Origin of the sequence: Kitasatospora sp. NPDC058478, from assembly GCF_042720345.1 — a bacterium.
Taxonomy (GTDB): domain Bacteria; phylum Actinomycetota; class Actinomycetes; order Streptomycetales; family Streptomycetaceae; genus Kitasatospora.
On the sequence record NZ_JBHXML010000067.1, the window covers coordinates 1 to 26,216 of the forward strand.

Below are 26,216 nucleotides of genomic sequence, written 5' to 3' on the forward strand. Positions count from 1 at the left end.
GTCGTCCGACAACACCAACTCGACCTTTGGTCGACCCGTCCGCGCCATAGGCCAAGTCTATATTTATGAATGAAATTCCAGACTCAGGACACTAGCAACCGAGCAGGACCACGTCGACCTCGCTGCCGGCGGGCAGGGCGGTGACAGCCTCGGGGACGGTGATCAGGCAGTTCGCCCGGGCCAGGGCGCCGACCAGGTGCGACTCGGCGCCGCCCACCGGCTCGACGGTGCCGTCCGCCGCCGAGTAGCGGCCGCGCAGGAACTGCCGGCGGCCGGCCGGGGAGCGCAGCGCCGCCGGGCAGAGCGCGCGGACCACCGGGCGGTGGACGTCGGCGGCGCCGAGCATGGTGCGGATGACCGGGCGGACGAACAGCTCGAAGGAGATGTAGGCGCTGACCGGGTTGCCGGGCAGGGCGAGCAGCGGCACGCCGGCCGGGCCGCCGATCCGGCCGAAGCCCTGCGGCTTGCCGGGCTGCATCCGCAGCCTGCGGAAGTCGACGCCGCCGTAGGACTCGAAGACCTCCTTGACCACGTCGTACGCGCCGACGCTGACCCCGCCGCTGGTGACGATCAGGTCGGCCCGGCCGAGCTGGTCCTCCAGGACGGCGCGCAGCCGATCGGCCCGGTCCGGGACGGCGCCGACCCGGTAGGCGATGGCGCCGGCGTCCTGGGCGGCCGCGGTGAGGGTGAAGCTGTTGGAGTCGGAGATCTGCCCGGGGCCGACCGGCTCGCCGGGCTGGACCAGCTCGCTGCCGGTGGACAGCACCACGACCCGGGGGCGCGGGCGGACCGTGACGGTGGCGCGGCCGATCGCGGCGAGCAGGCCGAGCTGGGTGGGGCCGAGCCGGGTGCCGGCCCCCAGGACCTTGGTGCCGGCCGCGACGTCGCTGCCGCGGCGGCGGATGTGGGCGCCCTCGGCGACCGGGCGCAGGACGCGGACCTCCTCGTCCTCGACGGGCGCGGTCATCGCGTCGGCGGGCACGCCGGTGCCGGTACCGCCGTCGGTCCATTCGACCGGGGCGACGGCCTGGGCACCGGGCGGGACGGGGGCGCCGGTCATGATCCGGGCGGCCTGGCCGGGCCCGACCCGGGGCAGTTCGCCCGCGCCGGCCGCGATGTCGCCGACGACCGCGAGCACCGAGGGGTACGGGTCGGTGGCGCCGACGGTGTCGGCGGTGCGCACGGCGTAGCCGTCCATCGAGCTGTTGTCGAAGGGCGGCAGGTCGCCGTCGGCGAGGACGTCCTCGGCGAGCCGGCAGCCCTGGGCGTCGAGCAGTTGCAGCTCGATGGCGGGCAGCGGGCCGACCGCGGCCAGGACGTCGCTGAGGTGTTCGTCCACCGTCCAGAGGCGGGGGGCCGCCGGTGCCGGGTCCGTGGTTCCGTCGCAGCAGGCTGCGGCGGATCCGGTGGTGTGGTGGGTGGACCCGGTCATCGGCGGCTCGCTCTCTGTCGTCGTGTCAGTCCTGCAGCTCGGAGGCGACGAACTCGCGCAGCCAGGAGCGGAACTCCGGGCCGAGGTCCTCGCGCTCGGAGGCCAGTCGGACGATAGCGCGCAGGTAGTCCGCGCGGTCGCCGGTGTCGTAGCGGCGGCCCTTGAAGAGCACGCCGTGGACCTGGCCGCCGGCCTCCGGGTCGCGGGTGGTCAGCTCGCGCAGGGCGTCGGTGAGCTGGATCTCGCCGCCGCGGCCGGGCGGGGTCTCCCGCAGCACGTCGAAGACCAGCGGGTCGAGGACGTAGCGGCCGATGACGGCGTAGTTCGAGGGGGCCTCGTTCGTCTCGGGCTTCTCGACCAGGTCGGTCACCTGGAAGACGTCCTCGCCGAAGCCGTTCGCCTTGACGGCGGCGCAGCCGTAGAGGTGGATCTGGGAGGGGTCGACCTCCATGAGGGCGACGACCGAGCCGCCGAGCTCCTGCTGGACCTCGATCATGCGGGCGAGCAGCGGGTCGCGCGGGTCGATCAGGTCGTCGCCGAGGAGGACGGCGAAGGGCTGGCCGGCCACGTGCTGCTCGGCGACCGAGACGGCGTGGCCGAGGCCCTTCGGGTCGCCCTGGCGGACGTAGTGCATGTTGGCCAGCTCGACGGATTCGCGGACCCGGCGCAGGCGGTCCTCGTCGCCCTTGCGGGCGAGCAGCTCCTCCAGCTCGTACGCGCGGTCGAAGTGGTCCTCCAGCGCCCGCTTGTTACGGCCGGTGACCATCAGTATGTCGGACAGCCCCGCGGAGGAGGCCTCCTCGACGACGTACTGGATGGCCGGCTTGTCGACGACGGGCAGCATCTCCTTCGGAGTGGCCTTGGTTGCCGGGAGGAAGCGGGTGCCCAGTCCGGCCGCGGGTACCACGGCCTTGGTTACCGGGATTCGGGAGTTGGTCGTCGTCATGCGTTTACCTTACTCAGGCACGTTTTCGCCCGGCCGAGCGCGGTCGACGGCTAGGACAGCACGTCGCGGGGCCCGGCCACGGCGGCAGGCGTATGGGAATTGACCGGCTGGGCGAGGGGGTCCCCGCCGGCACAGGGCGACAGACTACCCGGCTTTTTTGAACGGTCACGCTCGGCAGTCGCGTTGGGCTGCGCACCGGCGGCGGGCGGGGCGGCCGGCCGCGCCGCCGACCGGTCGCCGGGGCCCGGGCGGACCCGCCAGCAGTCGCCGCCGGCCGCCCTGGCCTCGGCGAGCGCGCGGTCGGCGGCGCGCAGCAGCACGGCGGCGTGGGTGCCGTCCTCGGGCAGCACGGCGACGCCGACGGCGGCGGTGAGGCCGTTGCCGTGCGCCGGGCGGGACTCGCGCGGGCCGGAGGACCAGTCGAGCAGCAGGTGCCGGCGGACCGACCAGACCAGGCGCTCGGCGACCTGCGCGGCGCCCTCGGCGCCGGTGTCCGGCAGCACCACCAGGAACTCCTCGCCGCTGTAGCGGCCGAGGGTGTCGGCGCGGCGGATCTCCATCGCCAGCCGCTGGGCGAGGTCGCGCAGCACCGCACCGGCACGGCCGCGGCCGTGCTCGGCGACGACCGCGTCGAAGCCGGTGATCTCCAGCAGCAGCACGGCCAGCGGGCGCGGCCCTTCGGGCTGGTCGGTCCGCTCGGCGCGGCGGGCGCGCTCGATCTCGCGGTCCAGGGTGAGCTGCAGGTGGCGGTAGTTCCACACGCCGGTGAGCGGGTCGCAGGAGGCGGTGCGCTCCAGGTCGGCGCAGTGGGTCTCCAGTTCGGCGATCCGCTCGCGCAGCTGCTCCTGCCGGGCGGCGGCTTCGGCGCCGCCCCGGCGCAGCCGCAGCCCGAGCACGGTGGCGCCGGCCAGCGCGGGGGCGCTGAGCACGGCCAGGGCCTGGACCAGCAGCGGGGTGGACAATCGCGGCGGCCTTTCGCATGTCAGGCTCTGCGCGTCGATGGCGCCGGTCGGCGAGACCGGTCGGCGAGACCGGTCGGCGGCACAGCTCGACGGCACAGAGTTGCGGAGGATCCGATGCACAACGAGAAGAGCGATCTGAGGACACGGCTGTTGACCCGGCGCCGCGCACTCTCCGCCGACGGGCGCGCGGAGGCCGCGCACGCGCTGGCCGGGCACGCCGGGGAGCTGGCGGCGCCGGGCACCACCGTGGCCGCGTACGTGTCGGTGGGCGCCGAGCCCGGGACCAGGCCGTTGCTGGACGCGCTGCGGGCGCGCGGGGTGCGGGTCCTGCTGCCGGTGCTGCTGCCCGACAACGACCTGGACTGGGCCGCCTACCAGGGCCCGCAGGAGCTGGCCCCGGCCGGGCGCGGGCTGTTGGAGCCGGTCGGCCCGAGGCTCGGCCCGGAGGCGGTCACGGAAGCCTCGGTGGTGCTGCTGCCGGGCCTGGCGGTGGACCGGCGGGGGCTGCGGCTGGGCCGCGGCGGCGGCAGTTACGACCGGGTGCTGGCCCGGCTGGGGCGGGCGGGCGCGCGGCCGGTGCTGGCGGTGCTGCTGTACGAGCACGAGCTGCTGGACGAGGTGCCGGCCGAGCCGCACGACCGCCCGGTGGACCTGGCGGTCACGCCCGCCGGGCTGCGCAGGCTGGGGTGAGACGGCGGCGGCCCCGCTCCGGGGAGGGAGCGGGGCCGCCGGGGTCGTGCGGGTTCGTGCGGGGTCAGCCGTTGGTGAGCACCAGCTTGTGCTTGGTGGCCTTCTCGACCGCGTCCGGCGTGTAGGCCCAGGTCAGCAGCTTGCCCTTGAGCCAGAGGTCGGTCTGGTCGTTGTAGTTGTCGTGGAAGGCGTGGCCGGAGGCGCCGCCGACGTTGATCCAGCGCGAGGAGTCGAGGTCGCTCAGGTCGATCACCATCCGCATCGACGGGATCCAGTCCACCTGGTAGCCCGCCGCCGCGTTCCAGCCGGCCGCGTCGACGGCCGCGGAGCCGCCGGAGAGCCGGTACGGGCCGCGGTTGAGCAGCCGGTGGACCACGCCGGAGGCGATCGAGGAGTCGTCGGTGCCGAGGGTCTGCTCGCGCAGGGTCAGCTTGTGCAGGCGGCCCCAGCTCCAGGTGGAGATGTCCTTGCTGAGCAGCGAGGTGAGGTCCTGCCGGGCGTCCTTCATCGCCTCCTTGAGCAGGTTGTCCAGGCCCTTCTGCTCCTTGTGCTGGGAGTCGATGTACGTCCACCAGGAGCTGTCCGGCTTGTCCAGCTGCTGCCGGACCACCTCGGTCCAGCGGTCGCCGCCGTCCGGCTGGGCCTTGCCCGGGTCGCGGGTGCCGCACTCGGTGACGATCTTGCTGGAGCTGTCCGGCCTGGTCGGGTCGTCCTGCTGGCGGACCAGCAGGCAGTTGCCCTTGGCCCGCAGGTCGGCCGGGAACTTCTGGCCGAAGGCGAGGCTGAGCAGCTGGCGCCAGACGCCGTTGTAGTAGGCGGCGGCGGCCGAGTCGGCGTCCTGGTGGTAGTTCCAGTCCTTCAGCAGGTCCTGGGCCTCGCGCACGTACGGGTCGTCGATCTGCTGCTTGAGCAGCAGCGGGACGAGCGTCTTGGCCATGATGCTGGTGTTGTCCAGCTGCATGGTCTGCATGTCGTCCGGCGAGATCTTGCCGTTGTTCTTGAGCAGGCCCTCGATCTGGTCGGTGATCTCCTTGGCCCGGGTGCCGTACTCCCAGTCCTTGGTGAGCGAGTACTTGTAGCTCGGGTCCACCACGGCCTGGTTGGCGGTGACGATGTAGCCCGCGGACGGGTCCAGGCTGTACGGCAGGGCGGTGAAGGGGATCGAACCCTTCCACTGGTACGTGGAGTCCCAGCCCGGGGCCGGGTAGGTGCCGTCGCCCTTGCCGCGGACCGGGATGTCGCCGGGGGCCTGGTAGCCGATGTGCTTGGCGTCGGCGTAGACCAGGTTCTGCGCGGGGACGGCGAAGTCCTTGGCGGCGGCCCGGAACTCGTCCCAGTTGCGGGCCCGGTCCAACTCGAACACCGCGTCCATGGTCTTGCCGGGGTTCAGCGCCGTCCACTGCAGGGCGACGCCGTAGCCGCCGGTGCCGCGGTCGGGGGCGGCACTGCCGTTGGGGGCGTACTTGCCGACGTTCTGCTGCTCGGTGCTCTGGTCGGAGATGAGCGGGGCGCCGGTCTGGGTGGTGCGGACGGTGATCGTGCGGTCCTCGCCGCCGGCGACCTTGATGGTCTCCTTGCGGAGGTCGAACTTCACGTCCTTGCCGTCGACCTGGTAGGTGTCCGGGCCGGTGACCTTCTCCAGGTAGAGGTCGGTCACGTCGGCGCCGAGGTTGGTGAAGCCCCAGGCGACGTCCTTGTTGTGGCCGATTATCACGCCGGGCATGCCGGCGAAGCTGAAGCCGGAGACGTCGTACTGGCAGGCCGGCGAGCTGGCGCGGCAGTGCAGGCCCATCTGGTACCAGACCGAGGGCAGGCCGGGGCCGAGGTGCGGGTCGTTGGCCAGCAGCGGCTTGCCGGTGGTGGTGTGGGTGCCGGCGACGACCCAGGAGTTGGAGCCGATGCCCTGGCCGGGGCGGCCGAGCAGCTGCGGCATGCCGTCGATCCGGTCGGTGAGGCCCTGGAGCAGCGCCTTGGTGGTGGCCGCGCCCTGGGTGGTGGCGGTGCCGCCGCCGGACGGGGGCGAGCCGTCGGCGGGGCGGTAGTTGTCGCCGGCCACCGTGCCGGTCTTCACGATCGTGCCGTTGCGGGTGTACGGGTAGTCGGGGTACAGCTCGGCGATCTTGTCCGGACCGAAGTCCTGGGCCAGCAGCGAGCGGTCGATCTCCTCCTGGAGGTTCCCGGAGAGGTTCCAGGCCATCGCCTTGAGCCAGGCCACCGAGTCGACCGGGCTCCACTGCTCGGGCTGGTAGTCGCCGTTGACGGCGCCGAGCAGGGCGTACTCCAGCGAGGCCTTCTCGCCGCCGGGGTGCTCGCCGAGCCAGGCGTTCACGCCGTCCGCGTAGGCCTGGAGGTTCTTCTTGGTGTCGGCCGACAGCTTGGTGTCGAACTCCTTCTGCGCCACCTGCCGCCAGCCCATGGTGCGGATGAAGGCGTCGGTGTCGACCTGGCCGTCGCCGAACATCTCGGACAGCCGACCGGCGGTGATGTGCCGCCGGACGTCCATCTCCCAGAAGCGGTCCTGCGCCTGGACGTAGCCCTGGGCGCGGAAGAGGTCCTCGTTGGTGTCGGCGTAGAGCTGCGGGATGCCGTTGGCGTCCCGCTTGACGTCGACCGGCGCGCTCATGCCCGCCACCTTGACGGTGCCGTCGACCTCCGGGAAGGACGCGCGGACCGCGGTGACCCCGCGGTAGCCGCCGTAGCCGACGCCGGCCACCAGCAGCACGACCAGCACGATCACGATCAGACGGGCGCGCCGGAACTTCTTCGAGCGGGGCATCTGGGTCCTTGCGGTCCTGACTTCGGGGCGGGCGGGCGTGTCCAGGGCCGGGGGCCGTGACAGGGCACCACATTAGGCCGAGTCGGCCGAGCGGCGTGCACGGGGGACGCTCACCGTGGGATCGGAGGAGGTCAACGAGGAGGCCTGGAGGCGGCGGTCGGGGGCCCGGGGAGGAAAAGAAACTAAAGATATGGCAAAATGTTAGACTGAGTAACGATCCGCAACAGGAGCATTGACGCCTTCTTAACGGGTCGCACCCTCCAGCACCACCAGACACCCCGCCCGCCCCTGCCTGCACGAGGTGCCACTGCGTGAACATCGACCACCTGAACCAGCTCCTCCTCGAGTTCTCCGTGATCCTGCTGGTCGCGGTGGTCGCCGTGCGGATATCCACCCGCTCAGGGCTACCGAGCCTGCTGATCTACCTCGGGATCGGCGTCGCCCTGGGCCAGAACGGCATCGGCGTCTCCTTCAACAACGCCGAGCTGACCCAGGTGCTCGGCTACGCGGCCCTCGTGGTGATCCTCGCCGAGGGCGGCCTCAAGACCAGCTGGCGCGAGGTCAGACCCGTGATGCCGGCCGCCACCGTGCTCGCCACCGTCGGCGTCGGGGTCAGCGTGTTCGTCACCGCGGCCGGCGCGCACTGGCTGGTCGGCCTGGACTGGCGGACCTCGATGCTGCTCGGCGCGATCGTCTCCTCCACCGACGCCGCCGCCGTCTTCTCCGTCCTGCGCATGGTCCCGCTGCCGCACCGGCTCACCGGCCTGCTGGAGGCCGAGTCCGGCTTCAACGACGCGCCCGTGGTCATCCTGGTCGTCGCCTTCGCCACCACCGGCGAGCTGGACTCCTGGTACGTCCTGGTCGGCACGATCATCGCCGAGCTGGCGATCGGCGCGGCGGTCGGCTTCGCGGTCGGCAAGCTCGGCGCGTACGGGATCAAGCACGTCGCGCTGCCCTCCTCCGGCCTGTACCCGATCGCCGTGATGGCGCTGACCGTGCTCGCCTACGCGGGCGGCGCACTGCTGCACGGCTCCGGCTTCCTCGCCGTCTACATCTGCGCGGTGATCCTCGGCAACGCCAAGCTGCCGCACGGCCCGGCCGTCCGGGGCTTCGCCGACGGCCTGGCCTGGATCGGGCAGATCGGCATGTTCGTGCTGCTCGGCCTGCTCTGCACGCCCGAGACCATGGGCTCCGCGGTGGTCCCCGCGCTGGTGATCGGCGGCGTGCTGGTCTTCCTGGCCCGGCCGCTGTCCGTGGTGCTGACGCTGACCCCGTTCAAGGTGCCGGGCCGGGAGCAGGCGCTGCTCAGCTGGGCCGGACTGCGCGGGGCGGTGCCCATCGTGCTGGCGACCATCCCGCTGGTGTCGGGCGCGCCGAAGGCCCAGGACGTCTTCAACATCGTCTTCATCCTGGTCGTCGTCTTCACCCTGCTCCAGGGCCCGACCCTGCCCTGGGTGGCCAAGCAGCTGCGGATCGGCGAGGGCTCGATGGGCCAGGACCTGGACATCGAGTCAGCCCCGCTGGAGAAGCTGCACGGGCACCTGCTGTCGGTCGCGCTCTCCCCCGGCTCCCGGATGTCCGGCGTGGAGGTCAGCGAGCTGCGGCTGCCCAAGGGGGCCGCCGTCACCCTGGTGGTGCGGGAGGGCAGCTCCTTCGTGCCGGACAAGGCGACGGTGCTGCGCGGCGGGGACGAGCTGCTGGTGGTCACCACCGACGAGGTCGGCGAGGCGGCCGAGCGGCGGCTGCGGGCCGTGGACAAGGGCGGCAAGCTCGCGGGGTGGCTGCACGGGCGGTGAGCCCGGCGGGTGGGCGGCGGGTGGTGACCGGAAGACCGGAAGGCCTCACCCGCTGTTCACCTTCGATGGGCAGGACAATTTTGGACGTGCCTTGTAGTCTGGGGATTCGCGCGACATCTACGCGCGTATATGTATGATGGTCAGATCACACCCAGCATCTGCCTGAAGCAGAGTTGGCGCGACCGTTCGGCGGCCGCGGTCCGGACCTCGGCCACCACGCCGGGCCGGCCCGGTATCTACCCCGGTCGACGCGCGAGAGGACGACTCTCGGCGCCGTCGGGGCCACCCCATGCCCTGCCGCGCTACCAGGCAGCAGGAAGGACCGACCGTGACGGCCCGCCGAACGGTCGACGACCCCGCGGACACCGCGACCCCGCGTGACACCGCCAACGCCACCCCCGCCGACGGCACCGCCGATGCCGTCGACGCCCCCGCCCCCGTGCGGGTCGGGTACGGCGCACTGCTGCGCACGCCCGGCGCCTGGACGTTCCTGGCACCGGCATTCCTCGCGCGGCTGCCGTACGCGATGCTCAGCATGGGCATCCTGCTGCTCGTCAAGGACACCCACGGCTCGTACGGCACCGCGAGCACCGTCGCGGCCGTCGCCGCCGTCGCCCAGGCCCTGATCGGCCCGCAGACCGGCCGGCTCGCCGACCGGTACGGCCAGACCGCCGTCCTCGTCCCGACCGTCGTGGTGCACGCGGCCTCGGTCGGCGCGCTGATCGCGCTGGCGCTCGGCCACGCACCGGCCTGGAGCCTGTTCCTGGCCGCCGTCCCGGCCGGCGCGAGCGTTCCGCAGATCGGCGCCATGGTCCGGGCCCGCTGGATCGCCGAGTTCACCGCGGACGGCGCGTCCGCCTCGTCCGCGGCCAAGGTGGGCACCGCGTTCGCCTTCGAGTCCGTGACGGACGAGTTCACCTTCGTGATCGGCCCGATCCTGGCCACCGCCGTCGCCACCACGGTCAGCCCCTCGGCCGGGCTGATCGCCGAGGCCACGCTGACCCTCGTCGGCGGTCTGGCCTTCGCCGCCCAGCGGCGCACCGCGCCCGCCCGGGCACTGCCCCAGCCCGGCGTGCGACGCGCCTCCGCGCTCGCCTCCCCCGGCGTCCGGCTGCTGGCCGGGGCCTTCCTCGGGGTGGGCGCCGTGTTCGGCGGCATGCAGGTCTCGGTGAACGCCTTCGCCGACTCGGTCGGGCAGCACGGCGCCGCCGGCACCGTGTACGGGATCTTCGCCGGCGGCTCGATGGTGGCCGGCGTGCTGTACGGCGTGATCGCCTGGCGGCGGTCCGTGCAGCAGCGGATGGTCATGAGCTACGCCCTGCTGGTGCTGGGCTGCTCGACGCTGTGGGCGATGCCCAACCTGGTCGCGCTCGCCGTCGCCGGACTGGTCTGCGGCCTGGCCATCGCGCCGACCCTGATCAGCGGCTACACCCTGGTCGAGACGCTCGTCGCGGACGGCGCCAAGACCGAGGCGTTCACCTGGCTGACCGGCGCCATCGGCCTCGGCCTGGCGGTCGGCCAGATGATCGCCGGGCAGCTGATCGACGGCCACGGGCCGTCCAGCGGGTTCCTGGTGCCGGTGGCCGGCGCCGGCCTGGGCCTGATCGCGCTGATATCACTGCGGCACCTGCTGACCGCGCCGGGCGGGCCTGGTCAGGTCGTCGCGGCCGCACCGGAGCGCGGCACCGCGGCGCAGCTGGTGGGCGCGGCCAAGGGCTGAGCGGGCACGCGGTGGCGCACCGCGCGAAGCCGTGGGCGGCGCGCGGTGGAAGCCGCGCGGAGCCGCGGTGGAGAAGTGTGCGCGGCTCGGCCACGGCTCATCTCACATCGGAGTCGCTGGACTGATTCAGCGGAATGCCGCATCATTGACCATCGTTAGCACTCATCAGGCGAGAGTGCCAGGAGGAAGACAAGTGCCCACGTACCAGTACCAGTGCACCGAGTGCGGCAACGGCCTGGAGGCGGTGCAGAAGTTCACCGACGAGGCGCTGACCACGTGCCCCGACTGCCAGGGACGGCTCCGCAAGGTCTTCTCGGCCGTGGGCGTCGTGTTCAAGGGCTCGGGCTTCTACCGCACCGACAGCCGCTCGTCCTCCAGCAGCACGGTGGGCGCAGGCTCCTCCGGTAGCTCCTCGGCGGCGTCGTCCGGCTCGACCCCGGCGTCGTCCTCGACGTCGTCGACGTCCTCGTCCTCCGGTTCTTCGAGCTCTTCCAGCTCCTCCAGCCCGGCTCCGGCCGCGAGCTGACCTCGGCGCCGGACGCACACAGCGCATCGACAAGGCCCGCCACCCCGCGTTCTCCGCGGGGCGGCGGGCCTTCGTCGTCCCTGCTCGCTGTCACCACTCGCCGCCCCGGTTCGTCATCCCGGGCGGGCCGGATGCACTCGTGCGGGTGTACGAATTCATCCACAGGGCCCGAGTTGTCCACAGGCTGCGGATAACGGCTTTCCGGGGCGGCGCGCGGCGCACATCGTAGGGGTCGCCGGAGAACGACCGGCCCGCACAGGGGCGGCCCCCCACGACCTCGGTGGTGACCATGACGACCATGAGCCTCTCCGTACCGCTGCCCGCACCCACCGTGCCGCCCCGGCGGGAGGTGCCGCGCTTCCCCCCGATCCGGCGCGGGGCCGGCGGGTGGCACCGCTGGCGGCACGCCGTACGACGCCGGGCCGGGGTGCCCGCGCTGGTGCTGCTCGCGGTGGCCGCGGCGCTCGCGGTCGGGCCCGCACGGGCCGGGCTGCCGTCGCCGCCGGGCGGCCCGGTGGGCCGGACGGGTTGTCAATCCGGTCCGACGGAAGATCACCCGTAACCGGGCAACGACTTCGTCGTTCACGGCGGCATGAAAGGCTTCAAGCAATTCCTGCTGCGTGGAAACGTCGTCGAATTCGCCGTCGCCGTCGTCATCGGCGCGGCCTTCACCAACATCGTCAACGCCTTCGTCAAGGGCGTCATCAATCCGATCGTCGGCGTCTTCGGAACGAAGGATCTGGCGTCCTACAGTTCCTGCCTCAAGGGGCCCTGCGAGCTGAACGCCACCGGCGAGGTCACGTCCGGAATCCTCATCCTGTGGGGATCGGTGCTCAGCGCCCTGCTGCAGTTCCTGATCACGGCGGCCGTCGTCTACTTCGTCCTGATCGTGCCCATGAACAGGCTGGCCGCCAGGCGGAAGAGCACCGCCGAGACGATGGCGGAGGCCGAGGCCAAGGAGGTCCAACTGCTCACCGAGATCCGCGACGCGCTGGTCACCCCGCAGCGCTGAGCACCGCTCCTCAGTCCCCGTGGTGCGGCGGGCGCTGGCTCAGGTACCAGTCCAGCCCCCGCCCACCGCTCTCCCCCGCCCCGGGGCGCTCACCCCAGCCGGTGTCGGTGTCGTCCCGGGACTGCTGGTCCAGAGGGTCCCGGAAGACCAGCCGGGCCTTCGGCGCCGCCGGCCGCTGCTCCCGTCCCTGCTGCTCCCCCTGTCCCTGCTCCTGCTCCCGCGCCTGCCCCTGCTCGCTCACCCTGCTCACTTCCGCTTCCCGTCGACTGCCGTCCGGATCGTCCTGTCCCTCCAGCCTAAGAGCCCCGTGACACACCCCGGGCCCTGGTGCGGAGTGCTCCGCACCAGGGCCCGGGGCGGGGATGGAGCCGCAGGCAGTTGCTCGGGTTCTCAGGCGGCCTCGAAGCCCGCGTGGTCGGCGATCTTCTTCAGCTCGGCCAGCGCGTGCTTCTCGATCTGGCGGATCCGCTCGCGGGTGAGGCCGTGCTGCTTGCCCACCTCGGTGAGGGTGCGCTCGCGGCCGTCCTCCATCCCGTAGCGGGAGCGGATGATCGAGGCCGTGCGGTCGTCCAGCCGCCCGATCAGGCCGTCCAGCTCCTCGCGGCGGAGCATGACCATCACGGCGTCCTCGGGGGACGTCGCCCCGGTGTCCTCGACCAGGTCGCCGAACTGGGTCTCGCCCTCGTCGTCGACCGCCATGTTGAGGCTGACCGGGTCGCGGGCCCAATCCAGCACGTCCTTGATCCGGGCCTCGGTGGTGTCCAGCTCGGCCGCGATCTCGGCCGGCTCGGCCTCCCGGCCCAGCTCCTTGGACTTCTCCCGCTGCACCCGCCGGATCCGCCCCAGCTCCTCGACCAGGTGCACGGGCAGCCGGATGGTGCGGGACTGGTCGGCGATCGACCGGGTGATCGCCTGCCGGATCCACCAGGTGGCATAGGTGGAGAACTTGAAACCCTTGGCGTAGTCGAACTTCTCGACGGCGCGCACCAGGCCGGCGTTGCCCTCCTGGATGAGGTCCAGCAGCGGAAGGCCGCTGCGCGGGTACCGGCGGGCGACCGCCACCACGAGCCGGAGGTTCGAGCGGATGAAGACGTCCTTGGCGCGCTCGGCGTCCTCGGCTATCGCCTCCAGCTCCTCGCGCTTCACGCCGTCGGGGAACACGCCCTCCGCCAGCAGGTGCTGGGCGTACACGCCGGCCTCGATCCGCAGTGAGAGCTCGACCTCCTCGGCGGCATCGAGCAGGGGTGTCCTGGCGATCTCGTCGAGGTACATGCCGACCAGGTCGCGGTCGGCCTCAAGGTTGGTCGGGCGGGCCGCGCGAGTCCGGTCGGCCCTGTCGCGAACGACGGCACGGGTGGCCATGCTTGCTCCCTTTGCTGGAATTGCCGAGGTCTGCCTGCCTGCCCCCCGAGAGGGCAAGAAATGGGGGCCCCGCGGGGCTCACACGTAACGATCCAACGAACAGAATCCGGACAACATTCCCAAGTTACTCAGATTCTTCCCCGCGATGCAGTATCCTGCCGGTTTTCACCCCGGTTATGGACACCGGGTGACCGGTCGAGCACCTTAGGTGCCGTTTCCGCAACTGCTTCCGAGCGCTTCCGTCACGCCCCGCACACGCGCCCGCCGCCCCGCCGGCCGCCGTACAGGGTGAAACCCGCGAACGGGCACGCGCGTTCCCGCGCGCCCCCGCCTTCCGCCGGCGCCTTCCGCCGGCGCCCGCCCCCGGCGCACGCAGGTTCTCCCCACAAACGATGCCGAATCGCTATCACCCGTGGTCCTGATCGGCCCGGGACACTGGGAAGGTGTCAGCCATGCACCTGACCAACAGCTCGACCACCGTCACTGCGCGTCACCGCCGCCTCCTGCGGGATTCGGCGCTCGCGGTGGTCTGTGCCGCGCTGTTCGGCCTCCTGGCCGCCCTGGTGACCCGGCACTGGCATCCGCTGGAACAGCTCGACCAGAGCTGGATCGGCGAACTGCACACCTTCGCCCGGCAGCACCGGATCTGGACCGCCTCGGTGCAGACGCTCTCCGACATCGGCGGCACGGTCACGATGCGCACCCTGCTCGGCATCGCGGCCGTCTGGCTGTGGCTGATCGGCGCCCGGGTCCTGGCCGGCTGGGTGGCCGCCCAGACCCTGGTCGGCTGGGGCGGCCAGTGGGCGCTGAAGCTGGCCGTCGGCCGCCAACGCCCCTCCTTCGCCGACCCGGTCTCGCACGCCGGCGGCCCGGCCTTCCCCTCCGGGCACGCCATGGCCTCGGCGATCACCTGCGCGGTGCTGGTCGGCCTGGTCTGGTACCGGGTCCGTCGACGCGGACGGATCGCCGCCTGCGCGGTGGCGGCGGCGACGGTGCTGACCATCGGCTGGACCAGGATCGCCCTCGGGGTCCACTGGCCGAGCGACGTGGTCGCCGGCTGGCTGGCCGCCGGGTTCGTGCTGGGCGCCGTGACCGCCGTCGTCGAACTCTGGCGACCGGGCGCGCTGGCCCGCGACGTACGGCGGGTCAACTGGCGCACCCGGCCGAGGGTCCAGCGGATCACCGTGCCGTCGGTCCGGTCGCCGCGTGGCACCGACCCGCTGGGCGACGCCGCCACCGACCACCCGGACGGGGCCGTCCACTGAGACCACCGGCATCCGCGTGCGGTCGTCCGGGGCCGCCCAGGGCCGGTCCAGGGCCGTCCGGGGCTGCCCGAAACCATCCGCTAGCGTGACGGCCATGTCTCCCGCCCCGGTCCCCGCCGCCGCCGTCCGTCACCCCGAGCGCCCACTGCGGATCGCCACCGTCCAGGCCCAGGCCGTGGCCGGCGACATACCCGCCAACGCCGCCCAGGCCGCCGAGTTGGTCCGCGAGGCCGCCGCGGCCGGCGCCCGCCTGGTGCTGTTCGCCGAGAAGTTCCTCTCCGGCTACGAGCCCGAGCTGATCCGCACCGACCCGCTCAAGTGCGCCGTCCAGCCCGGCGATCCGCGCCTCGCGCCGATCGCCGAGGCCTGCCGCGAGACCGGCACCGCCGCGATCGTCGGCGCCGCCGCGCAGGTGGGCGACGAGCTGCGGGTCTCCGCCTTCGTCCTCGGCCCGGACGGCGGCCTCGTCACCCGCTACGACAAGCAGCACCTGTTCAAGGCCGAACGCGACTACTACCGCCCCGGGGCGGCCGGTTGCACCCTGGAGCTGGACGGCTGGCGGCTCGGCCTCGGCGTCTGCTACGACTCGGGCTTCCCCGAGCACGCCCGCGCCGCCGCACTCGACGGCTGCCACGCCTACCTGGTCGGCGCGCTGTTCAGCGTCGGCCACGGCCACCACGAGTCCCGCACCTGGTTCCCCGCCCGCGCGCTCGACAACACCCTCTACACGGTGCTCGCCAACCACATCGGCCACACCGGCGGTTGGCACACCTGCGGTGGCAGCGCGGTGTGGGCCCCGGACGGCCGGCTGCTCGCCGAGGCGGGCGAGGACCGGCGCGAACTCGTCGTCGTCGACCTCGACCCGGCCGTCCTGCGCGCCGCCCGGGAGAGCGAGACCATGCTCGCCGACCTGGCCGCCGCCAGCGCCCGCCCGACTGCCCCGCGCGCGCGCTTCGCCCTGGCCTGAGCCGGGCCCGGGCCCGCCCGGGCCCGGAAACGCCGCAGGCCCCCGCCCTGGTGGGCGGGGGCCTGCGGCCACGCGTGGTGGTGCCCCAGGCAGGATTCGAACCTGCGACACCGGCTTTAGGAGAGCCGTGCTCTATCCCCTGAGCTACTGAGGCGAGGATCCGCCGGGGAGCGACTGCATCCCGTAAGCGGATCCGGGGGCGGCCGGCCCGAGGGCAAGCCGCTACCGGCTCAGTGTAGCGGGTCGGGCGGCGCCCGGGCGGCGGCTTCGCGATCTTGCCGATAGCGGGCCCGGGCGTGCCGCCCTCAGGGGTCCGACGGGGCGTCGGGGCGGGCGGTGACGACTGCTCGCCGGGCCGGGGACGGTGCTCAGCTGCGGCAAGGGGGCCGGCCCACCGCGGCGGGGCAGCGGTGGGCCGGCGGGCGGAACCGGCGGGCGGGGGCGGTCAGTTGTAGGTGCCGCCGATGGAGACGGCGTAGTGGTTGCCGCTCACGCCGTTCAGCTGGATCGGGGCCGCCGGGTCCCAGCTGCCGGAGCCGTCGCGGATGGTGTGCATGATCCGGTCGTCGTTGGTGATGAAGACGGCCTGGAACTCGCCGTCGATGTTGGCCGCGCTGACCCGGTTGGCGGTGAACGAGCCGATCACGGGGGCGAGCTCGGCGAACGGCTGCCACGTGCCGTTGCCGTAGCGGACGCCGTGGAACTGCTGGCCGTTGTTGTTCACCACGACGATCTGCGCGTCGGCGCCGGTGCCGGCGACCGCCACGTCCTGGGCGGGGCCGACGTTCCCGGCGGCGTCGTAGGCGTTGCCCCAACCCGACCAGGAGCCGCTGACGGCGCGGATGGCGTGGTAGACCGTGCCGCCCGAGACCGTCACGACCTGGAGTTCGCCGTTGACGCTCGCGACCGAGGCGCTGGTCACGGCGCCGCCCGCCGGGGTGATGTCGCCGAACCGCAGCCAGGTGCCGTTCGCGAGCCGGGCGGTGTGGAAGAGCCTGCCGTCGGCGACGGCGACGACGTGCAGGTCACCGCCGATCGAGACCGCGGAGACCTTGGTGACGTTGCCCAGCCTGTTGGTCTGCGGGCCGATGTCGGTGAAGCGGTCCCAGTTGCCGCCGGAGTGACGGATGGTGTGGTAGATGTTCCCGTCGCCGCCGACGGCGAGCAGGTAGGTGTCGCCGTTGATGCCGGCGTCCGCGATGGACTGGACGCCGCCGATGTCGCCCGCGGCGCTCTCCACGTTCCCGAAGCCGGTCCAGCTCCCGTTGGAGGAACGGGTGGTGTGGAAGACGTTGCCGCCGCCGTTCACCACCACCTGGGCGCCCCAGCCCACGGGCGTCTGCTTCGGCGGCAGCGGGGCGCTGTCGACGGTCTTGTCGTAGCGGAAGGGCTTGAAGCCGCCGCTGACCAGGGAGCTGCGCGAGTAGTTGATCTTGCGGGCGGTCAGGCCCGGCCGCGGCTCCTCGTAGACCACGGCGGTGTTGTGGCTGCCGTCGGTCCAGCCGGCGAACAGCACGACGTGCGTGCTGATGTTGTCGATCATGTCGCCGGGCTGCAGGTCGTCGAGGCTGCCGAGCTGGGTGGAGATGTCGTCGAGGGTGGAGGTGACCCGGCTGGAGCCGAGGTGCCAGGCCATCGAGACCAGGCCGGAGCAGTCCTGCCGGTAGGAGCCGTTGCTGTCGCTGTGCCACAGGCTCTGGCTGTACGGCACCGCCTGGTCGACCCAGTTCTGGGCCCGGGCGATGATCTCGGAGCGGGTGATCGAGCCGTTGACGGACGAGGTGCCGACGGCCTGCGCCGGTGCGGTCAGCGAGACGGTGGAGACGACCGCACCGAGGGCGAGGGCCCCGGCGAGGGCGACGTTGGCGAGCTTCGAACGGTTGGCGGGCATGGCGGACATGGCTGACCTCCGGACGTGGTGGACGGGGTTGGCGGCTGGGCCCGGCTTCGAGGTGCCCGGGGCCCGACGGTGACGGGCGGCTCACGCGGCGCGCGGATTCCGGTCGGCTGCCCTGCGGGAGCAGCCGGCCTGGCGGCGGTTCGACGCGCTGGTGCGGGGCGCCGGGGTGCGGCGCTCGGCGAGGCCGGGGTGCGGCGCTCGGATCCGCCTGCCCCGGGAGCGGGCCCGGCGGGACGGCCGCCCCGCAGGAGCAGCCGGTCGGTGGGGCCCGGCGAGGCCGGGGCGAGGTGGTGGGGCCGTCAGCCCCGGACCGGGTCGCGGGGCGACCGCGGCGGCGGCAGGCCGGCCGGACAGGGCCTAAGGGGCAGCCCGGCCGGCGGCGGCGAGGGTGGCGACCGCGGCGGCCTCGGTCATGACGGTGCGGAGCATGACGGTGTCCTCTCCTGCTGCGACGTGAGGGTGGGATCCGGTGGTCGCGTCCCGCGGTGACGCGCTCTCCGGTGCCGCCCGGAGCGGTGCTCCCTGGCGGCGGTCACCAGCTTCGTCGCAGCTCAACGGCGGTGGAAGGGACTTCGGCTGGACGGAAGTGGCCCTGGACCGTTCCGGCCAGGAGTGGTCGGGGCCGCGTCGGGGCCGGGTCGGGGCCGGGTCGGGGCCGGGTCGGGGTGCGGGTGCCGACGAGGGGTCAGGGCGGGTCAAGTAGCCTGCCGGAAAAGTGTTCGACCGCCTTGCCACGCCGTGCGAAGGAGACGAAGGACCCGATGAGACCTGCTGGGCACCCGGTGGTGCGACTGCTGGGGCAGGTGTGGGTGTGGCCCGCGGTGGTGATGCTGGCGGTGGGCGGGTACCGGCTGGGGACGCCGGAGCTGTGGCGGGACGAGATGGCGACCTGGACGGTGGCCACCCGGTCGTTGGGCGACCTGCTCCGGCTGCTCCAGCACGTGGACGCCAGCAACGGGGCGTACTACCTGCTGATGCACGGCTGGACGGCGGTGTTCGGCGACTCCGTGGTGGCGCTGCGAATACCCTCCGTGCTGGCGATGGCGGGGGCGGCCGCGTTCGTGGCGCTGACCGCCGAGCGGCTGTTCGGCAACCGGGTGGCGGCGGTCGGTGCGGGGCTGCTGTTCGCGGTGCCGCCGGAGGTGTCGCGGTACGCGCAGGAGGCGCGCGCGTACGCGCTGGTGACCTTCGCGATCGCGGCGGCCACCTGGTTCCTGGTGCGGGCGCTGGAGCGGCCGACGTGGCGGCGGTGGGCGCCGTACTGCGCGGCGATGGCGGTGGCCGGCGCCGGGCACCTGATCTCGTTCAGCACGGTGGCCGGGCAGGCCGCGCTGGTGCTGCTGCACCTGTGGCGCACGCGCGGGGCGGCGGAGCGGCGGCTGCTGTGGCAGTACCCGGTGGCGGTGGGGGTGGCGGCGGTGCCGGTGCTGCCGGTGGTGCTGCTGGGCAGCCGGCAGTCGGACCGGCAGCTGGGCTGGATCGAGAAGCCGAACCTCGGGGGCCTGGTGCACTTCGGCCAGCACCTGTTCGGCTCGCACACGGTGTTCTACGCCTTCGTGCTGCTGGCGCTGCCGGTGCTGCTGCTGCCGGGCCGGCGGGTGCAGGCCGGGCAGGCGCTGCTGCTCGCGGGGCTGCCGGTGGTGGGCGTGTGGGTGGTGTCGCAGGGCGGCACCTCGTACTTCATCGAGCGGTACCTGCTGTTCACGGTGCCCGCGTGGGCGGTGCTGGCCGGGGGCGGGGTCGGCGCGGTGTACGGCGTCGCGGCGGCCTGGGCGAAACGTTTCCGTGCTCCGGGACCGGCCAGGGCGGCGGTGGGACTGCTGGCGCTGGGACTGCTCGCCGTCCCGGCCGTGGCCGCCCTGCCGAAGCAGCCCGCGGTGCGCTACGTGGGCTCGCACAACGGGTCGGAGGAGCCGTTCCGGGCGGCGGCCGGGGTGATCGCGGCGGGCTACCGGTCCGGGGACGGGATGGCGGCCCCGCTGGGCAACCAGGCCTGGGCGATGGTGTGGCCGGGCGTCAGCTACTACCTGCCGTCGGACGTCCACCCGTACCCGGTGTTCGTCGCGCAGAGCGCCGACGACGCGGAGGAGCTGTCGCCGACGCCGTGCCCGCAGCCGGAGGCCTGCCTGGGGCAGGCGGCGCGGATCTGGCTGCTGGTCCTCGGGGACACCGAGGACCCGCTGACCACCATGCCGGAGGACCAGGCGCAGGCTCTCCGCACGCAGTACGGCGCGCCCGACCAGGTCACGCCGCTCGGCGGGTTCACGGTCGCGCTGCTCGACCGCGACAACTGACGAGCGGGACCCGGAGCGCGCGGCGACTGACGGGACGGACCCGGAGCACGCGACAACTGACGAGCACCACCCGGAGCGCGCGGGAACACGACGGAGGGGGAGCCGGGCGAACCGGCTCCCCCTCCGTCGTCGCGGGCTCAGAGCGTGCGCATCAGCCGGGACTGGATGGACGGCGGGTTCAGGTCGGACTGGAGGGCCACCGGGACCTCCGTCTTGTCGTCGCCCGCGCCCACCCGCAGCAGGCCGACCTCCTGGCCGGCCTTCGCGGTGTGGCCGAGCTTGGCCGCGTCCAGGGTGACCGTGCCGGTGATGCCCGGGAAGCCGGCCACCACGAGGTCCTTGGTCGCGACGACCTGGACCTTGCCGCCGAGGCCGTCGTCCACGGTGCCGACGACGTCTCCCTTCTTCACCACGGTCTGGCCGGTCAGGCCGCCCTGCGCGGCCTGGATCTGCTTGCCGCTGACCTTGAGCACGGTCGGCAGGATGCCGTCGCCGGGGTTGGGCGAGGTGGCCTGCTGGCCCAGGGTGACGCCGATGATCAGCCGCTTCACACCGCCGATCTCCTTGTAGGCGGCCCACATCAGGCAGCCGCCGGCCGGGGTGCTGGAGCCGGTCTTGACGCCGATGACCCCGGTCTTCGGGTTGATCAGGTTGTTGGTGTTGGAGATCTTCGCGTTGTTGAGGCTGGTCTCCGGAGTGGAGACGATCTGCCGGAAGATCTCGTCCTGCATGACCTGCTCGGCCAGCTTCAGCTGGTCCTTGGCGGTGGACTTGGTGTCCGCGAGGAAGCCCGCCGGGTCGGCGTAGGTGGTGTTGGTCATGCCGAACTTGGCCGACGTCTCGTTCATCAGCTTGACGAACGCTTCCTCGGAGCCGGAGTGGAAGCGGGCGAGCAACCGGGCCACGTTGTTGGCCGAGGGCAGCATCAGCAGTTCCAGCGCCTGGTACTCGGTGAGCACCTGGCCCTCGGTGAGGGTGACCCGGGACTCGTCGACGTTGCCGGACTCCTGCGCGGCCTGCTTGTCCACGGTGATCTTCGGGCCGCTCTCCCCCTTCTTCAGCGGGAACTTCTGCAGGATCAGGTAGGCGTTCATCACCTTGGTGACGCTGGCGATCGCGGACGGCGTCTCCTGCCCGGAGCTGCCGAGGCTGCCGACGCCGACCACCTCGGCGGCGGACTGGCCCTTGGCCGGCCAGGCGAGGTCGAGCGGGTCGCCGGCGAAGCTGAAGCTGCCCGCGGCGGACATCCGCACCTTGGCGTCCGGCAGCGGGCGCAGCAGCTGGGCCACCACCGCCGCGCCGAGCACCACGGCGAGGAAGGCCGTCCAGATGGTGATCCGCTTGAGCGCGCGGCGCAGCGGCGAGACCGGCCGCGCGTTGAGGGTCGCCAGGACCTCCATCGCCTCGGCGGTGTTCTCCGGCGCGGTCGGCGGCTCCGGGAGGGGCAGCGGCTCGGGCTTCGGCAGCGGCGGGACGGGCGGCACCGGCCGCGGGTCGGGGGTGGGCAGCGGCTCGGGGGCCGGGGCGGGGCCGGGCACGGGGGCAGGGGTCGGCTTAGGCAGCGGCTCCGGACCGGGCTGCGGCTCGGGTTCGGGGAGGGGCTTGGGCGCCGGGTGCGGCTCGGGCACCGGCTCCGGGAGCGGGGAGGGCTCGGGCACCGGGGTCGGTGCCGGGGGCTCCGGCACGGTGCCGGACGCGGAGGCGGAGGGGACCGCGGCGGCGCGCGGAAGCCTGGGGTCCTCCGGCGCCTCGGGCTTGGCCGGCTCGGCTGCCGCCTCGTCCGGTTCGTCGCTCTCGGGCGCGGCGGGCACGGCGGCCTCGGCGGGCGCGGCGGCCCCGGGCGTGTCGCCCTCGGAGGCGGCCTTCTCGCCAGCCTCCCCCGCCCTCTTCTCCGCGTCCTTCTCCGCGTCCTTCTCCGCACTCCCCGCCACGGCTCCCGCACCCGCCGCAACCGTCCGCATCGTGAGACGCGGGTCGGTTCCGGTCGGCCGCCCGGCCGCCTTCTCCTCGCCGTCGGCGGCCGTCGCGGCCTCCGCCTCCTCGGCCTCACCCTCGGAACTTCCGCCATCGGCGGGCTTGGTCAGCTCCTCGGGCAGCCGCAGCGCGGTGGTCGCGCTATCCACCGGCAGTCGCAGCATCGTGGTCTTGCTGTCCACATCCCGGACACGGAGCTGTACGGTCGAGCCGCGCTTGGCCCCCGCCACCGGCGTGTCGCCGGGGCCGGTCCCGGCCTCCCGGGTGCCGTTCGGGTTGCCGTCCGGAGCACTGTCCGGGTCCGGGCCCGCGCCGGCGGCCGTCCCGGTCCGCTCGCGTTCGCGCTCCTGCGCCCGCTCGCCGTCCCTCAGCACCCTGTCGGGGGACTCGCCCACGTATCCCAGCCTCCTCAACGCCCGGCGGGGCACCGGCAGACCCGATTTCGGGAAGCCGACGCCCCGCCCCGTGTACCTGTACAGTCTCCGCCACCGCCGGCCGATCCGGCTGCGCACACCCCGCCCGACCGGCGCTTATTGCCGTCGCACGGGCGTACTGCGGTCTGTTCACCGGTCAGACGCCGGGCCCGCGGCCCCTGGTTCCCCGCCTCCACCGCAAGGTCACGATTCGGAGGCGTACTCGACAAGCCCGTGTGAGAGGCGTCACCCTGTCTCTCATCCACGCGGGGAGGCTTGGATGGGCAAGAGCCGCAGAACTGTTCCCGAGGAACTCTTGCTGCTCGCTTTGGACCCGACCACGGGTACCACGGCGCAGCCGCAGACCCTCGACCTCGGACTCGCCGGGGCCCAGCTCGTCGAGCTGTCCCTGGCCGGACGGATCGTACCGGAGGGAGACCGGATCGCTGTCGTGCTCGCACGGCCGACCGGCGACCCGACCTTGGACCACGCACTGGAACTGCTGCGCCGACGCGGCAGTCCGGTCCGCGCGGCGCACTGGATCGGCGGGCCCCGGCTGGGGCTGCGGCAGACCTACCTGGCGCACCTGGAGCGCTGCGGCATGGTCACGGCCGTGCCGGGCCAGGTGTGCGGGGTGCTGCCGACGACCCGCTATCAGGCGTCGGACGACTGCACCAACGCCGCGATCAAACAGCGGCTGGACACCGCCATCCGCACCGGCGTGCCGCCGGACCCGCGGACGGCGGCGCTGGCGGCCCTGGCCCATTCCGTGGGCCTGGGCAAGCACCTGTATCCGGGCAACGAGGGCCGGTCCTCGCGGTCGCGGCTGCGCGACCTGATCCGGTACGACCCGCTGGGCGGGATGGTCGCGCACGCCGTGATGGACGTGCAGAACGGCCTGCCGGCGCAGCAGAACCGTTCTTCCCAGGGTTCCGGGGCCGGGACCGGCGCCGGGCGTTCCGGGGCCCGCGCGGCCGGCCGGGGCTCCGGTCGGGTCGCCGCCTCACGGGTCGGCGTCCGCTGACCGGGACCGCCCGGGCGCGCGGGACACCGCACCGATCGCCGTACGGCCTGCGCGGCGCGTGCGGCGCGTGCGGCCCGCACGACCCGTACGGCCCGTGACAGCGGGCACGACGGGGCACGACGGCACGACGGGGCACGACGGGCCCCGCGGCACCCCCGACGGCGCGCGCCGCCCCGTTCACGCCGCCCGACGGCGCTGAGCAACGGCGCTGAAGGACCCGACGCACCACCGAAGCAGCACCCGCACCACCAGGAGCACGGAGGGGCGGTCGCCCCGCGACGGAAGTCGCCCGGCGACCGCCCCTCTGCCGTCCCCGAAGGCCCTCCGAGGCCCGTCCGGGGAGCCCGGCGGTCCTGCCTTCGCACGTGCCACTGGCACCTGCGCCGCCGGGGAGCACATCCTTAGCCCGTACCGGTTCGAGCCGCTGAGCCGCATTACCACTCGAAGGCCCTCGCCGTCTCACAGAAGTGCTTTTCCGACGATCTGTTCTACTGCGCTGCTGTGATTCCCTGACGCCGACGTGGCCCAAGGTGACATGCTGCTCCAAGTCAGGGGGGTTGGTCCCAATGTCCGAAGTGTTCCGAGGGCTGCCGATCCAACGATCACCAGAGGTCCGGCCGGAGGTCGATGTGTCGACGAGCATCAATCCCACCGTGCGCCGTCGGCGCCTGGGCTCGGAGCTGCGAAAACTCCGCGAGGGCCTCGGGATGACGGCGGAGGAGGTGGCGGGCCGGCTGATGGTCTCCCAGTCGAAGATCAGCCGACTGGAGAACGGCCGCCGCAGCATCAGCCAGCGCGACGTGCGCGACCTCTGCGACGTCTATCTCGTGAACGACGAGCAGATGCGCGCCAGCCTCATGGAGATGGCCAAGGAGTCGCGCCAGCGCGGCTGGTGGCACGACTTCAACGACATGCCGACCCCGTACAGCGTCTACATCGGGCTGGAGGCCGAGGCCTCCTCGATCCGCGCGTACGAATCCTCCTTCGTCCCGGGCCTGTTGCAGACCGAGCAGTACGCGCAGGCCGTCGTGGAGGGCACCCAGCCGGACACCGACGCGCTCGCCGTGCAGCGCCGGGTGCAGGTCCGGATGAAGCGCCAGGACCGCATCCGGGGCGAGAACCAGCTCGGCAGCCTGTGGACCGTCATAGACGAGGCGGTGCTGCGCCGCGAGGTCGGCAGTCGCGAGGTGATGGCCGAGCAGCTCAAGCACATGATGGAGCTGAGCCAGCACCCGAACATCACCATCCAGGTGATCCCGTTCTCGGCCGGCGCCCACCCCGGTATGACCGGGACATTCTCCCTGCTGGAGTTCCCCGAGTCAGCCGATTCCACGGTTGTCTACTTCGAAGGGGTGACGAGCGATCTCTACCTGGAGAAGGAGGCGGACGTGCGCCGCTATACCGGTCTGTACGACTACCTGCGTGCGGCGGCACTCGGCGTGGCGGAGAGCCGGACACTGATAGCTGAGATTGAAGAGGGATACCACTGATGAGCACCACCTCCGAGCACGGAACCCGCTGGCGGAAGAGCAGCCACAGCGGCGGCAACGGAGCCTGCGTGGAGATCACCACGCCGGCCACGGGGGCGGTGGCGGTACGGGACTCCAAGGACCCTCAGGGGCCTCAGCTGCGCTTCTCCGCCGAGGCCTGGACCGCGTTCGCGAGTGCTGCGGCCACCGGGGTGTTCGGCCGCCACTGACCTTGCGGCGGCCGCCGACCCGGCCCCGCGCCCCCGGTGCGAATCCGAGCTCGGACCAGTTGCCCGTAGCAGTGGCCTTCGCCCTCGCCGGCGGCCGACGCTACGGGCAACTGTCGTTCCCGCCCGAACTTCGCTTCCCGCCGAGCCTTTCCTCCCGAACCGCCTTGCCGCCCGAACTTCGCTTCCCGCCCGGACCGTTCAGCGCACCACCGGGTACCGCTCGGACCAGGTCAGCCCCTCCGGGGTGCGCGGATCGTGCAGTTCGGTGCCGTGCATCAGCTCCAGCACGAAGTCGTCGGCGAGTTCGAGGATGGCGCCCCGCCCCTCCAGCCCGGCCACCAGCCCCGACGGCAGCGCGGTGTCACCGTGCAGCACCCCGAGCAGGCTCCCGCAGACCGCGCCGGTGGAGTCGCTGTCCCCGGAGTGGTTGACGGCGAGCAGCAGGCCCGAGCGCACGTCGTGCGCGACCAGCGCGCAGTAGACCCCGATCGCCAGCGCCTCCTCGGCGACCCAGCCCTCCCCCAGCGCCTCCACCCGGTCGGCGGACGGCTCACCGGCCCGGACCGCGTCCAGCGCGGCCCGCAGCGCGGCGGTGGTCTCCTCGTGCGCCTGCCGCTCGGAGAGCAGCGCCAGGGCGAGGTGGACGCCCTCCTCCAGGGTGCCGCCGCGGGCCACGCTCTGGACGATCACCGCGAGCGCGCCCGCCGCGAGGTAGCCGGTGGGGTGGCCGTGGGTGAGCACCGCGCACTCCACCGCGAGCTGGAAGACCAGGCCCGGCTCCCAGCTGGTGAGCAGGCCGAACGGCGCCGCCCGCACGACCGTGCCGCAGGCCTTGGAGTGCGGGTTCTTGGGCCGCTCCACGGTGCCGAGGTGCTCGGCGTCGGCCCCGGTCAGGGCGGACAGGCAGCCTTGGCCGGGGGCGCGCTGGGCGTACAGCCACTCCTCGCGGCCGAGCCAGCCGAGGTCGGGGCGGCGCTCGTCGGGGCCCCAGTCGCGCTGGGTGGCGGCCCAGCGCAGGTAGGCGAGGTGCAGGTCGGTGGGTGGGTGCCAGCTGCCGGTGTCGCGCCGGATGTGGGCGCGGATCAGGCCGTCGACGGTGAACAGGGTGAGCTGGGTGTCGTCGGTGACGGCGCCGGTGCGCCCGTACGCGGGGACGTAGCCGGTGACGCCCTGCGGGCCGTGCTGGGCCCGGATCTTCTCCAGCTGCTCGAACTCGACGCCGGCGCCGAGCGCGTCGCCGATGGCACCGCCGAGCAGACAGCCCCGCACCCGGCTGCGGAAGTCCTGCTGCTGGGCGCGTGACCACAGTGGCATCACGACGGGGCGCCTTTCCTCGGGGCAGGGGGCTGCGCGACGCACGGCCGCGGCGCGCGCCCTGGCACTGTATTCGAAGACCCGAGCGAATCAAGGGCGTCCCTCGTGCTCCGGTTTCCCGGCCCAGCTGCCGCCCGTACGGTG

21 protein-coding genes and 1 tRNA gene are annotated in these 26,216 nt (G+C 73.0%); 12 read left to right on the top strand and 10 right to left on the bottom strand.

All coding sequences use genetic code 11. The features are described 5' to 3' along the window. Positions 1–91: 91 nt before the first annotated feature. The 3 genes from glp to ACFWPT_RS31115 are packed head-to-tail and all read right to left on the bottom strand — an operon-like array spanning position 92 to position 3,340. Positions 92–1,432, bottom strand: a complete 1,341-nt coding sequence (gene glp / locus ACFWPT_RS31105) for a gephyrin-like molybdotransferase Glp (protein ID WP_380485838.1) — start codon at positions 1,430–1,432, stop codon at positions 92–94. Positions 1,433–1,457: 25 nt separating this feature from the next. Next, a complete protein-coding gene (galU, locus tag ACFWPT_RS31110; protein ID WP_063348081.1) occupies positions 1,458–2,378 on the bottom strand; it encodes a UTP--glucose-1-phosphate uridylyltransferase GalU in 921 nt (306 codons plus the stop codon). Between the two features lie 50 nt (positions 2,379–2,428). Continuing rightward, on the bottom strand, positions 2,429–3,340 hold the full coding sequence (locus ACFWPT_RS31115) for a GGDEF domain-containing protein (RefSeq protein WP_063348082.1): 912 nt from the start codon (positions 3,338–3,340) through the stop codon (positions 2,429–2,431). A gap of 114 nt (positions 3,341–3,454) precedes the next feature. Here ACFWPT_RS31115 and ACFWPT_RS31120 point away from each other — a divergent pair, with 114 nt between their 5' ends. Further along, positions 3,455–4,030, top strand: a complete 576-nt coding sequence (locus ACFWPT_RS31120) for a 5-formyltetrahydrofolate cyclo-ligase (protein ID WP_063348083.1) — start codon at positions 3,455–3,457, stop codon at positions 4,028–4,030. Positions 4,031–4,094: 64 nt separating this feature from the next. Here ACFWPT_RS31120 and ACFWPT_RS31125 read toward each other — a convergent pair whose 3' ends face one another. Further along, positions 4,095–6,806, bottom strand: a complete 2,712-nt coding sequence (locus ACFWPT_RS31125; protein WP_380485840.1) for a penicillin acylase family protein — start codon at positions 6,804–6,806, stop codon at positions 4,095–4,097. A 311-nt stretch (positions 6,807–7,117) separates the two neighbouring features. Here ACFWPT_RS31125 and ACFWPT_RS31130 point away from each other — a divergent pair, with 311 nt between their 5' ends. The 5 genes from ACFWPT_RS31130 to mscL all read left to right on the top strand — a co-directional run bounded on the left by ACFWPT_RS31130 (position 7,118) and on the right by mscL (position 11,860). Further along, entirely contained in the window at positions 7,118–8,602 is a 1,485-nt protein-coding gene (locus ACFWPT_RS31130) for a potassium/proton antiporter (protein WP_380485842.1), read from the top strand. Between the two features lie 328 nt (positions 8,603–8,930). Further along, complete coding sequence (locus tag ACFWPT_RS31135) at positions 8,931–10,322, top strand: MFS transporter (protein ID WP_380485844.1); 1,392 nt, start codon at positions 8,931–8,933, stop codon at positions 10,320–10,322. A gap of 193 nt (positions 10,323–10,515) precedes the next feature. Beyond that, positions 10,516–10,848: an FmdB family zinc ribbon protein gene (locus tag ACFWPT_RS31140; RefSeq protein ID WP_079135672.1), complete on the top strand. Its 333-nt coding sequence runs from the start codon at positions 10,516–10,518 to the stop codon at positions 10,846–10,848. Between the two features lie 298 nt (positions 10,849–11,146). Next, entirely contained in the window at positions 11,147–11,410 is a 264-nt protein-coding gene (locus ACFWPT_RS31145) for a hypothetical protein (RefSeq protein ID WP_380485847.1), read from the top strand. Between the two features lie 30 nt (positions 11,411–11,440). Further along, positions 11,441–11,860 carry a large conductance mechanosensitive channel protein MscL gene (gene mscL, locus ACFWPT_RS31150; RefSeq protein WP_380485849.1) on the top strand — a complete coding sequence of 140 codons (420 nt, stop codon included), beginning with the start codon at positions 11,441–11,443 and terminating at the stop codon, positions 11,858–11,860. Positions 11,861–11,870: 10 nt separating this feature from the next. Here mscL and ACFWPT_RS31155 read toward each other — a convergent pair whose 3' ends face one another. Both ACFWPT_RS31155 and ACFWPT_RS31160 read right to left on the bottom strand, forming a co-directional pair. Continuing rightward, positions 11,871–12,110: a hypothetical protein gene (locus ACFWPT_RS31155; protein ID WP_380372760.1), complete on the bottom strand. Its 240-nt coding sequence runs from the start codon at positions 12,108–12,110 to the stop codon at positions 11,871–11,873. Positions 12,111–12,250: 140 nt separating this feature from the next. Beyond that, on the bottom strand, positions 12,251–13,222 hold the full coding sequence (locus tag ACFWPT_RS31160; protein ID WP_380372757.1) for a sigma-70 family RNA polymerase sigma factor: 972 nt from the start codon (positions 13,220–13,222) through the stop codon (positions 12,251–12,253). Positions 13,223–13,674: 452 nt separating this feature from the next. Here ACFWPT_RS31160 and ACFWPT_RS31165 point away from each other — a divergent pair, with 452 nt between their 5' ends. Both ACFWPT_RS31165 and ACFWPT_RS31170 read left to right on the top strand, forming a co-directional pair. Beyond that, entirely contained in the window at positions 13,675–14,487 is an 813-nt protein-coding gene (locus ACFWPT_RS31165; protein ID WP_380372754.1) for a phosphatase PAP2 family protein, read from the top strand. A gap of 94 nt (positions 14,488–14,581) precedes the next feature. Next, positions 14,582–15,454, top strand: coding sequence for a carbon-nitrogen hydrolase family protein (locus tag ACFWPT_RS31170; RefSeq protein ID WP_380485851.1), 873 nt, complete (start codon positions 14,582–14,584; stop codon positions 15,452–15,454). 78 nt (positions 15,455–15,532) lie between these two features. Here the strand turns inward: ACFWPT_RS31170 and ACFWPT_RS31175 are convergent. Beyond that, positions 15,533–15,608, bottom strand: a tRNA-Arg gene (locus ACFWPT_RS31175). A 291-nt stretch (positions 15,609–15,899) separates the two neighbouring features. Further along, complete coding sequence (locus ACFWPT_RS31180; RefSeq protein ID WP_380485853.1) at positions 15,900–17,354, bottom strand: hypothetical protein; 1,455 nt, start codon at positions 17,352–17,354, stop codon at positions 15,900–15,902. Between the two features lie 761 nt (positions 17,355–18,115). Here ACFWPT_RS31180 and ACFWPT_RS31185 point away from each other — a divergent pair. Continuing rightward, positions 18,116–19,648, top strand: a complete 1,533-nt coding sequence (locus tag ACFWPT_RS31185; protein WP_380485855.1) for a glycosyltransferase family 39 protein — start codon at positions 18,116–18,118, stop codon at positions 19,646–19,648. 137 nt (positions 19,649–19,785) lie between these two features. Here ACFWPT_RS31185 and ACFWPT_RS31190 read toward each other — a convergent pair whose 3' ends face one another. Then, entirely contained in the window at positions 19,786–22,017 is a 2,232-nt protein-coding gene (locus tag ACFWPT_RS31190; RefSeq protein WP_380485857.1) for a hypothetical protein, read from the bottom strand. 298 nt (positions 22,018–22,315) lie between these two features. Here ACFWPT_RS31190 and ACFWPT_RS31195 point away from each other — a divergent pair, with 298 nt between their 5' ends. The 3 genes from ACFWPT_RS31195 (at position 22,316) to ACFWPT_RS31205 (ending at position 24,758) form a co-directional block, all read left to right on the top strand. Next, positions 22,316–23,059 carry a GPP34 family phosphoprotein gene (locus tag ACFWPT_RS31195; protein WP_063348095.1) on the top strand — a complete coding sequence of 248 codons (744 nt, stop codon included), beginning with the start codon at positions 22,316–22,318 and terminating at the stop codon, positions 23,057–23,059. A 629-nt stretch (positions 23,060–23,688) separates the two neighbouring features. Then, positions 23,689–24,549: a helix-turn-helix transcriptional regulator gene (locus tag ACFWPT_RS31200; protein ID WP_063348096.1), complete on the top strand. Its 861-nt coding sequence runs from the start codon at positions 23,689–23,691 to the stop codon at positions 24,547–24,549. After that, complete coding sequence (locus ACFWPT_RS31205) at positions 24,549–24,758, top strand: DUF397 domain-containing protein (protein ID WP_380372743.1); 210 nt, start codon at positions 24,549–24,551, stop codon at positions 24,756–24,758. The genes ACFWPT_RS31200 and ACFWPT_RS31205 overlap by 1 nt, the downstream gene beginning before the upstream one ends. Before the next feature lie 198 nt (positions 24,759–24,956). Here the strand turns inward: ACFWPT_RS31205 and ACFWPT_RS31210 are convergent, their stop codons facing one another. Next, positions 24,957–26,072 carry an ADP-ribosylglycohydrolase family protein gene (locus tag ACFWPT_RS31210; RefSeq protein ID WP_063348098.1) on the bottom strand — a complete coding sequence of 372 codons (1,116 nt, stop codon included), beginning with the start codon at positions 26,070–26,072 and terminating at the stop codon, positions 24,957–24,959. Between the last annotated feature and the right edge of the window lie 144 nt (positions 26,073–26,216).

Coding starts and splice junctions, on each gene's coding strand:
- glp (WP_380485838.1), bottom strand. CDS start 1,432: ATGACCGGGTCCACCCACCACACCACCGGATCCGCCGCAGCCTGCTGC.
- ACFWPT_RS31185 (WP_380485855.1), top strand. CDS start 18,116: ATGAGACCTGCTGGGCACCCGGTGGTGCGACTGCTGGGGCAGGTGTGG.
- ACFWPT_RS31205 (WP_380372743.1), top strand. CDS start 24,549: ATGAGCACCACCTCCGAGCACGGAACCCGCTGGCGGAAGAGCAGCCAC.
- ACFWPT_RS31170 (WP_380485851.1), top strand. CDS start 14,582: ATGTCTCCCGCCCCGGTCCCCGCCGCCGCCGTCCGTCACCCCGAGCGC.
- ACFWPT_RS31210 (WP_063348098.1), bottom strand. CDS start 26,072: ATGCCACTGTGGTCACGCGCCCAGCAGCAGGACTTCCGCAGCCGGGTG.
- ACFWPT_RS31145 (WP_380485847.1), top strand. CDS start 11,147: ATGAGCCTCTCCGTACCGCTGCCCGCACCCACCGTGCCGCCCCGGCGG.
- ACFWPT_RS31195 (WP_063348095.1), top strand. CDS start 22,316: ATGGGCAAGAGCCGCAGAACTGTTCCCGAGGAACTCTTGCTGCTCGCT.
- ACFWPT_RS31165 (WP_380372754.1), top strand. CDS start 13,675: ATGCACCTGACCAACAGCTCGACCACCGTCACTGCGCGTCACCGCCGC.
- ACFWPT_RS31125 (WP_380485840.1), bottom strand. CDS start 6,806: ATGCCCCGCTCGAAGAAGTTCCGGCGCGCCCGTCTGATCGTGATCGTG.
- galU (WP_063348081.1), bottom strand. CDS start 2,378: ATGACGACGACCAACTCCCGAATCCCGGTAACCAAGGCCGTGGTACCC.
- ACFWPT_RS31160 (WP_380372757.1), bottom strand. CDS start 13,222: ATGGCCACCCGTGCCGTCGTTCGCGACAGGGCCGACCGGACTCGCGCG.
- ACFWPT_RS31120 (WP_063348083.1), top strand. CDS start 3,455: ATGCACAACGAGAAGAGCGATCTGAGGACACGGCTGTTGACCCGGCGC.
- mscL (WP_380485849.1), top strand. CDS start 11,441: ATGAAAGGCTTCAAGCAATTCCTGCTGCGTGGAAACGTCGTCGAATTC.
- ACFWPT_RS31180 (WP_380485853.1), bottom strand. CDS start 17,354: ATGTCCGCCATGCCCGCCAACCGTTCGAAGCTCGCCAACGTCGCCCTC.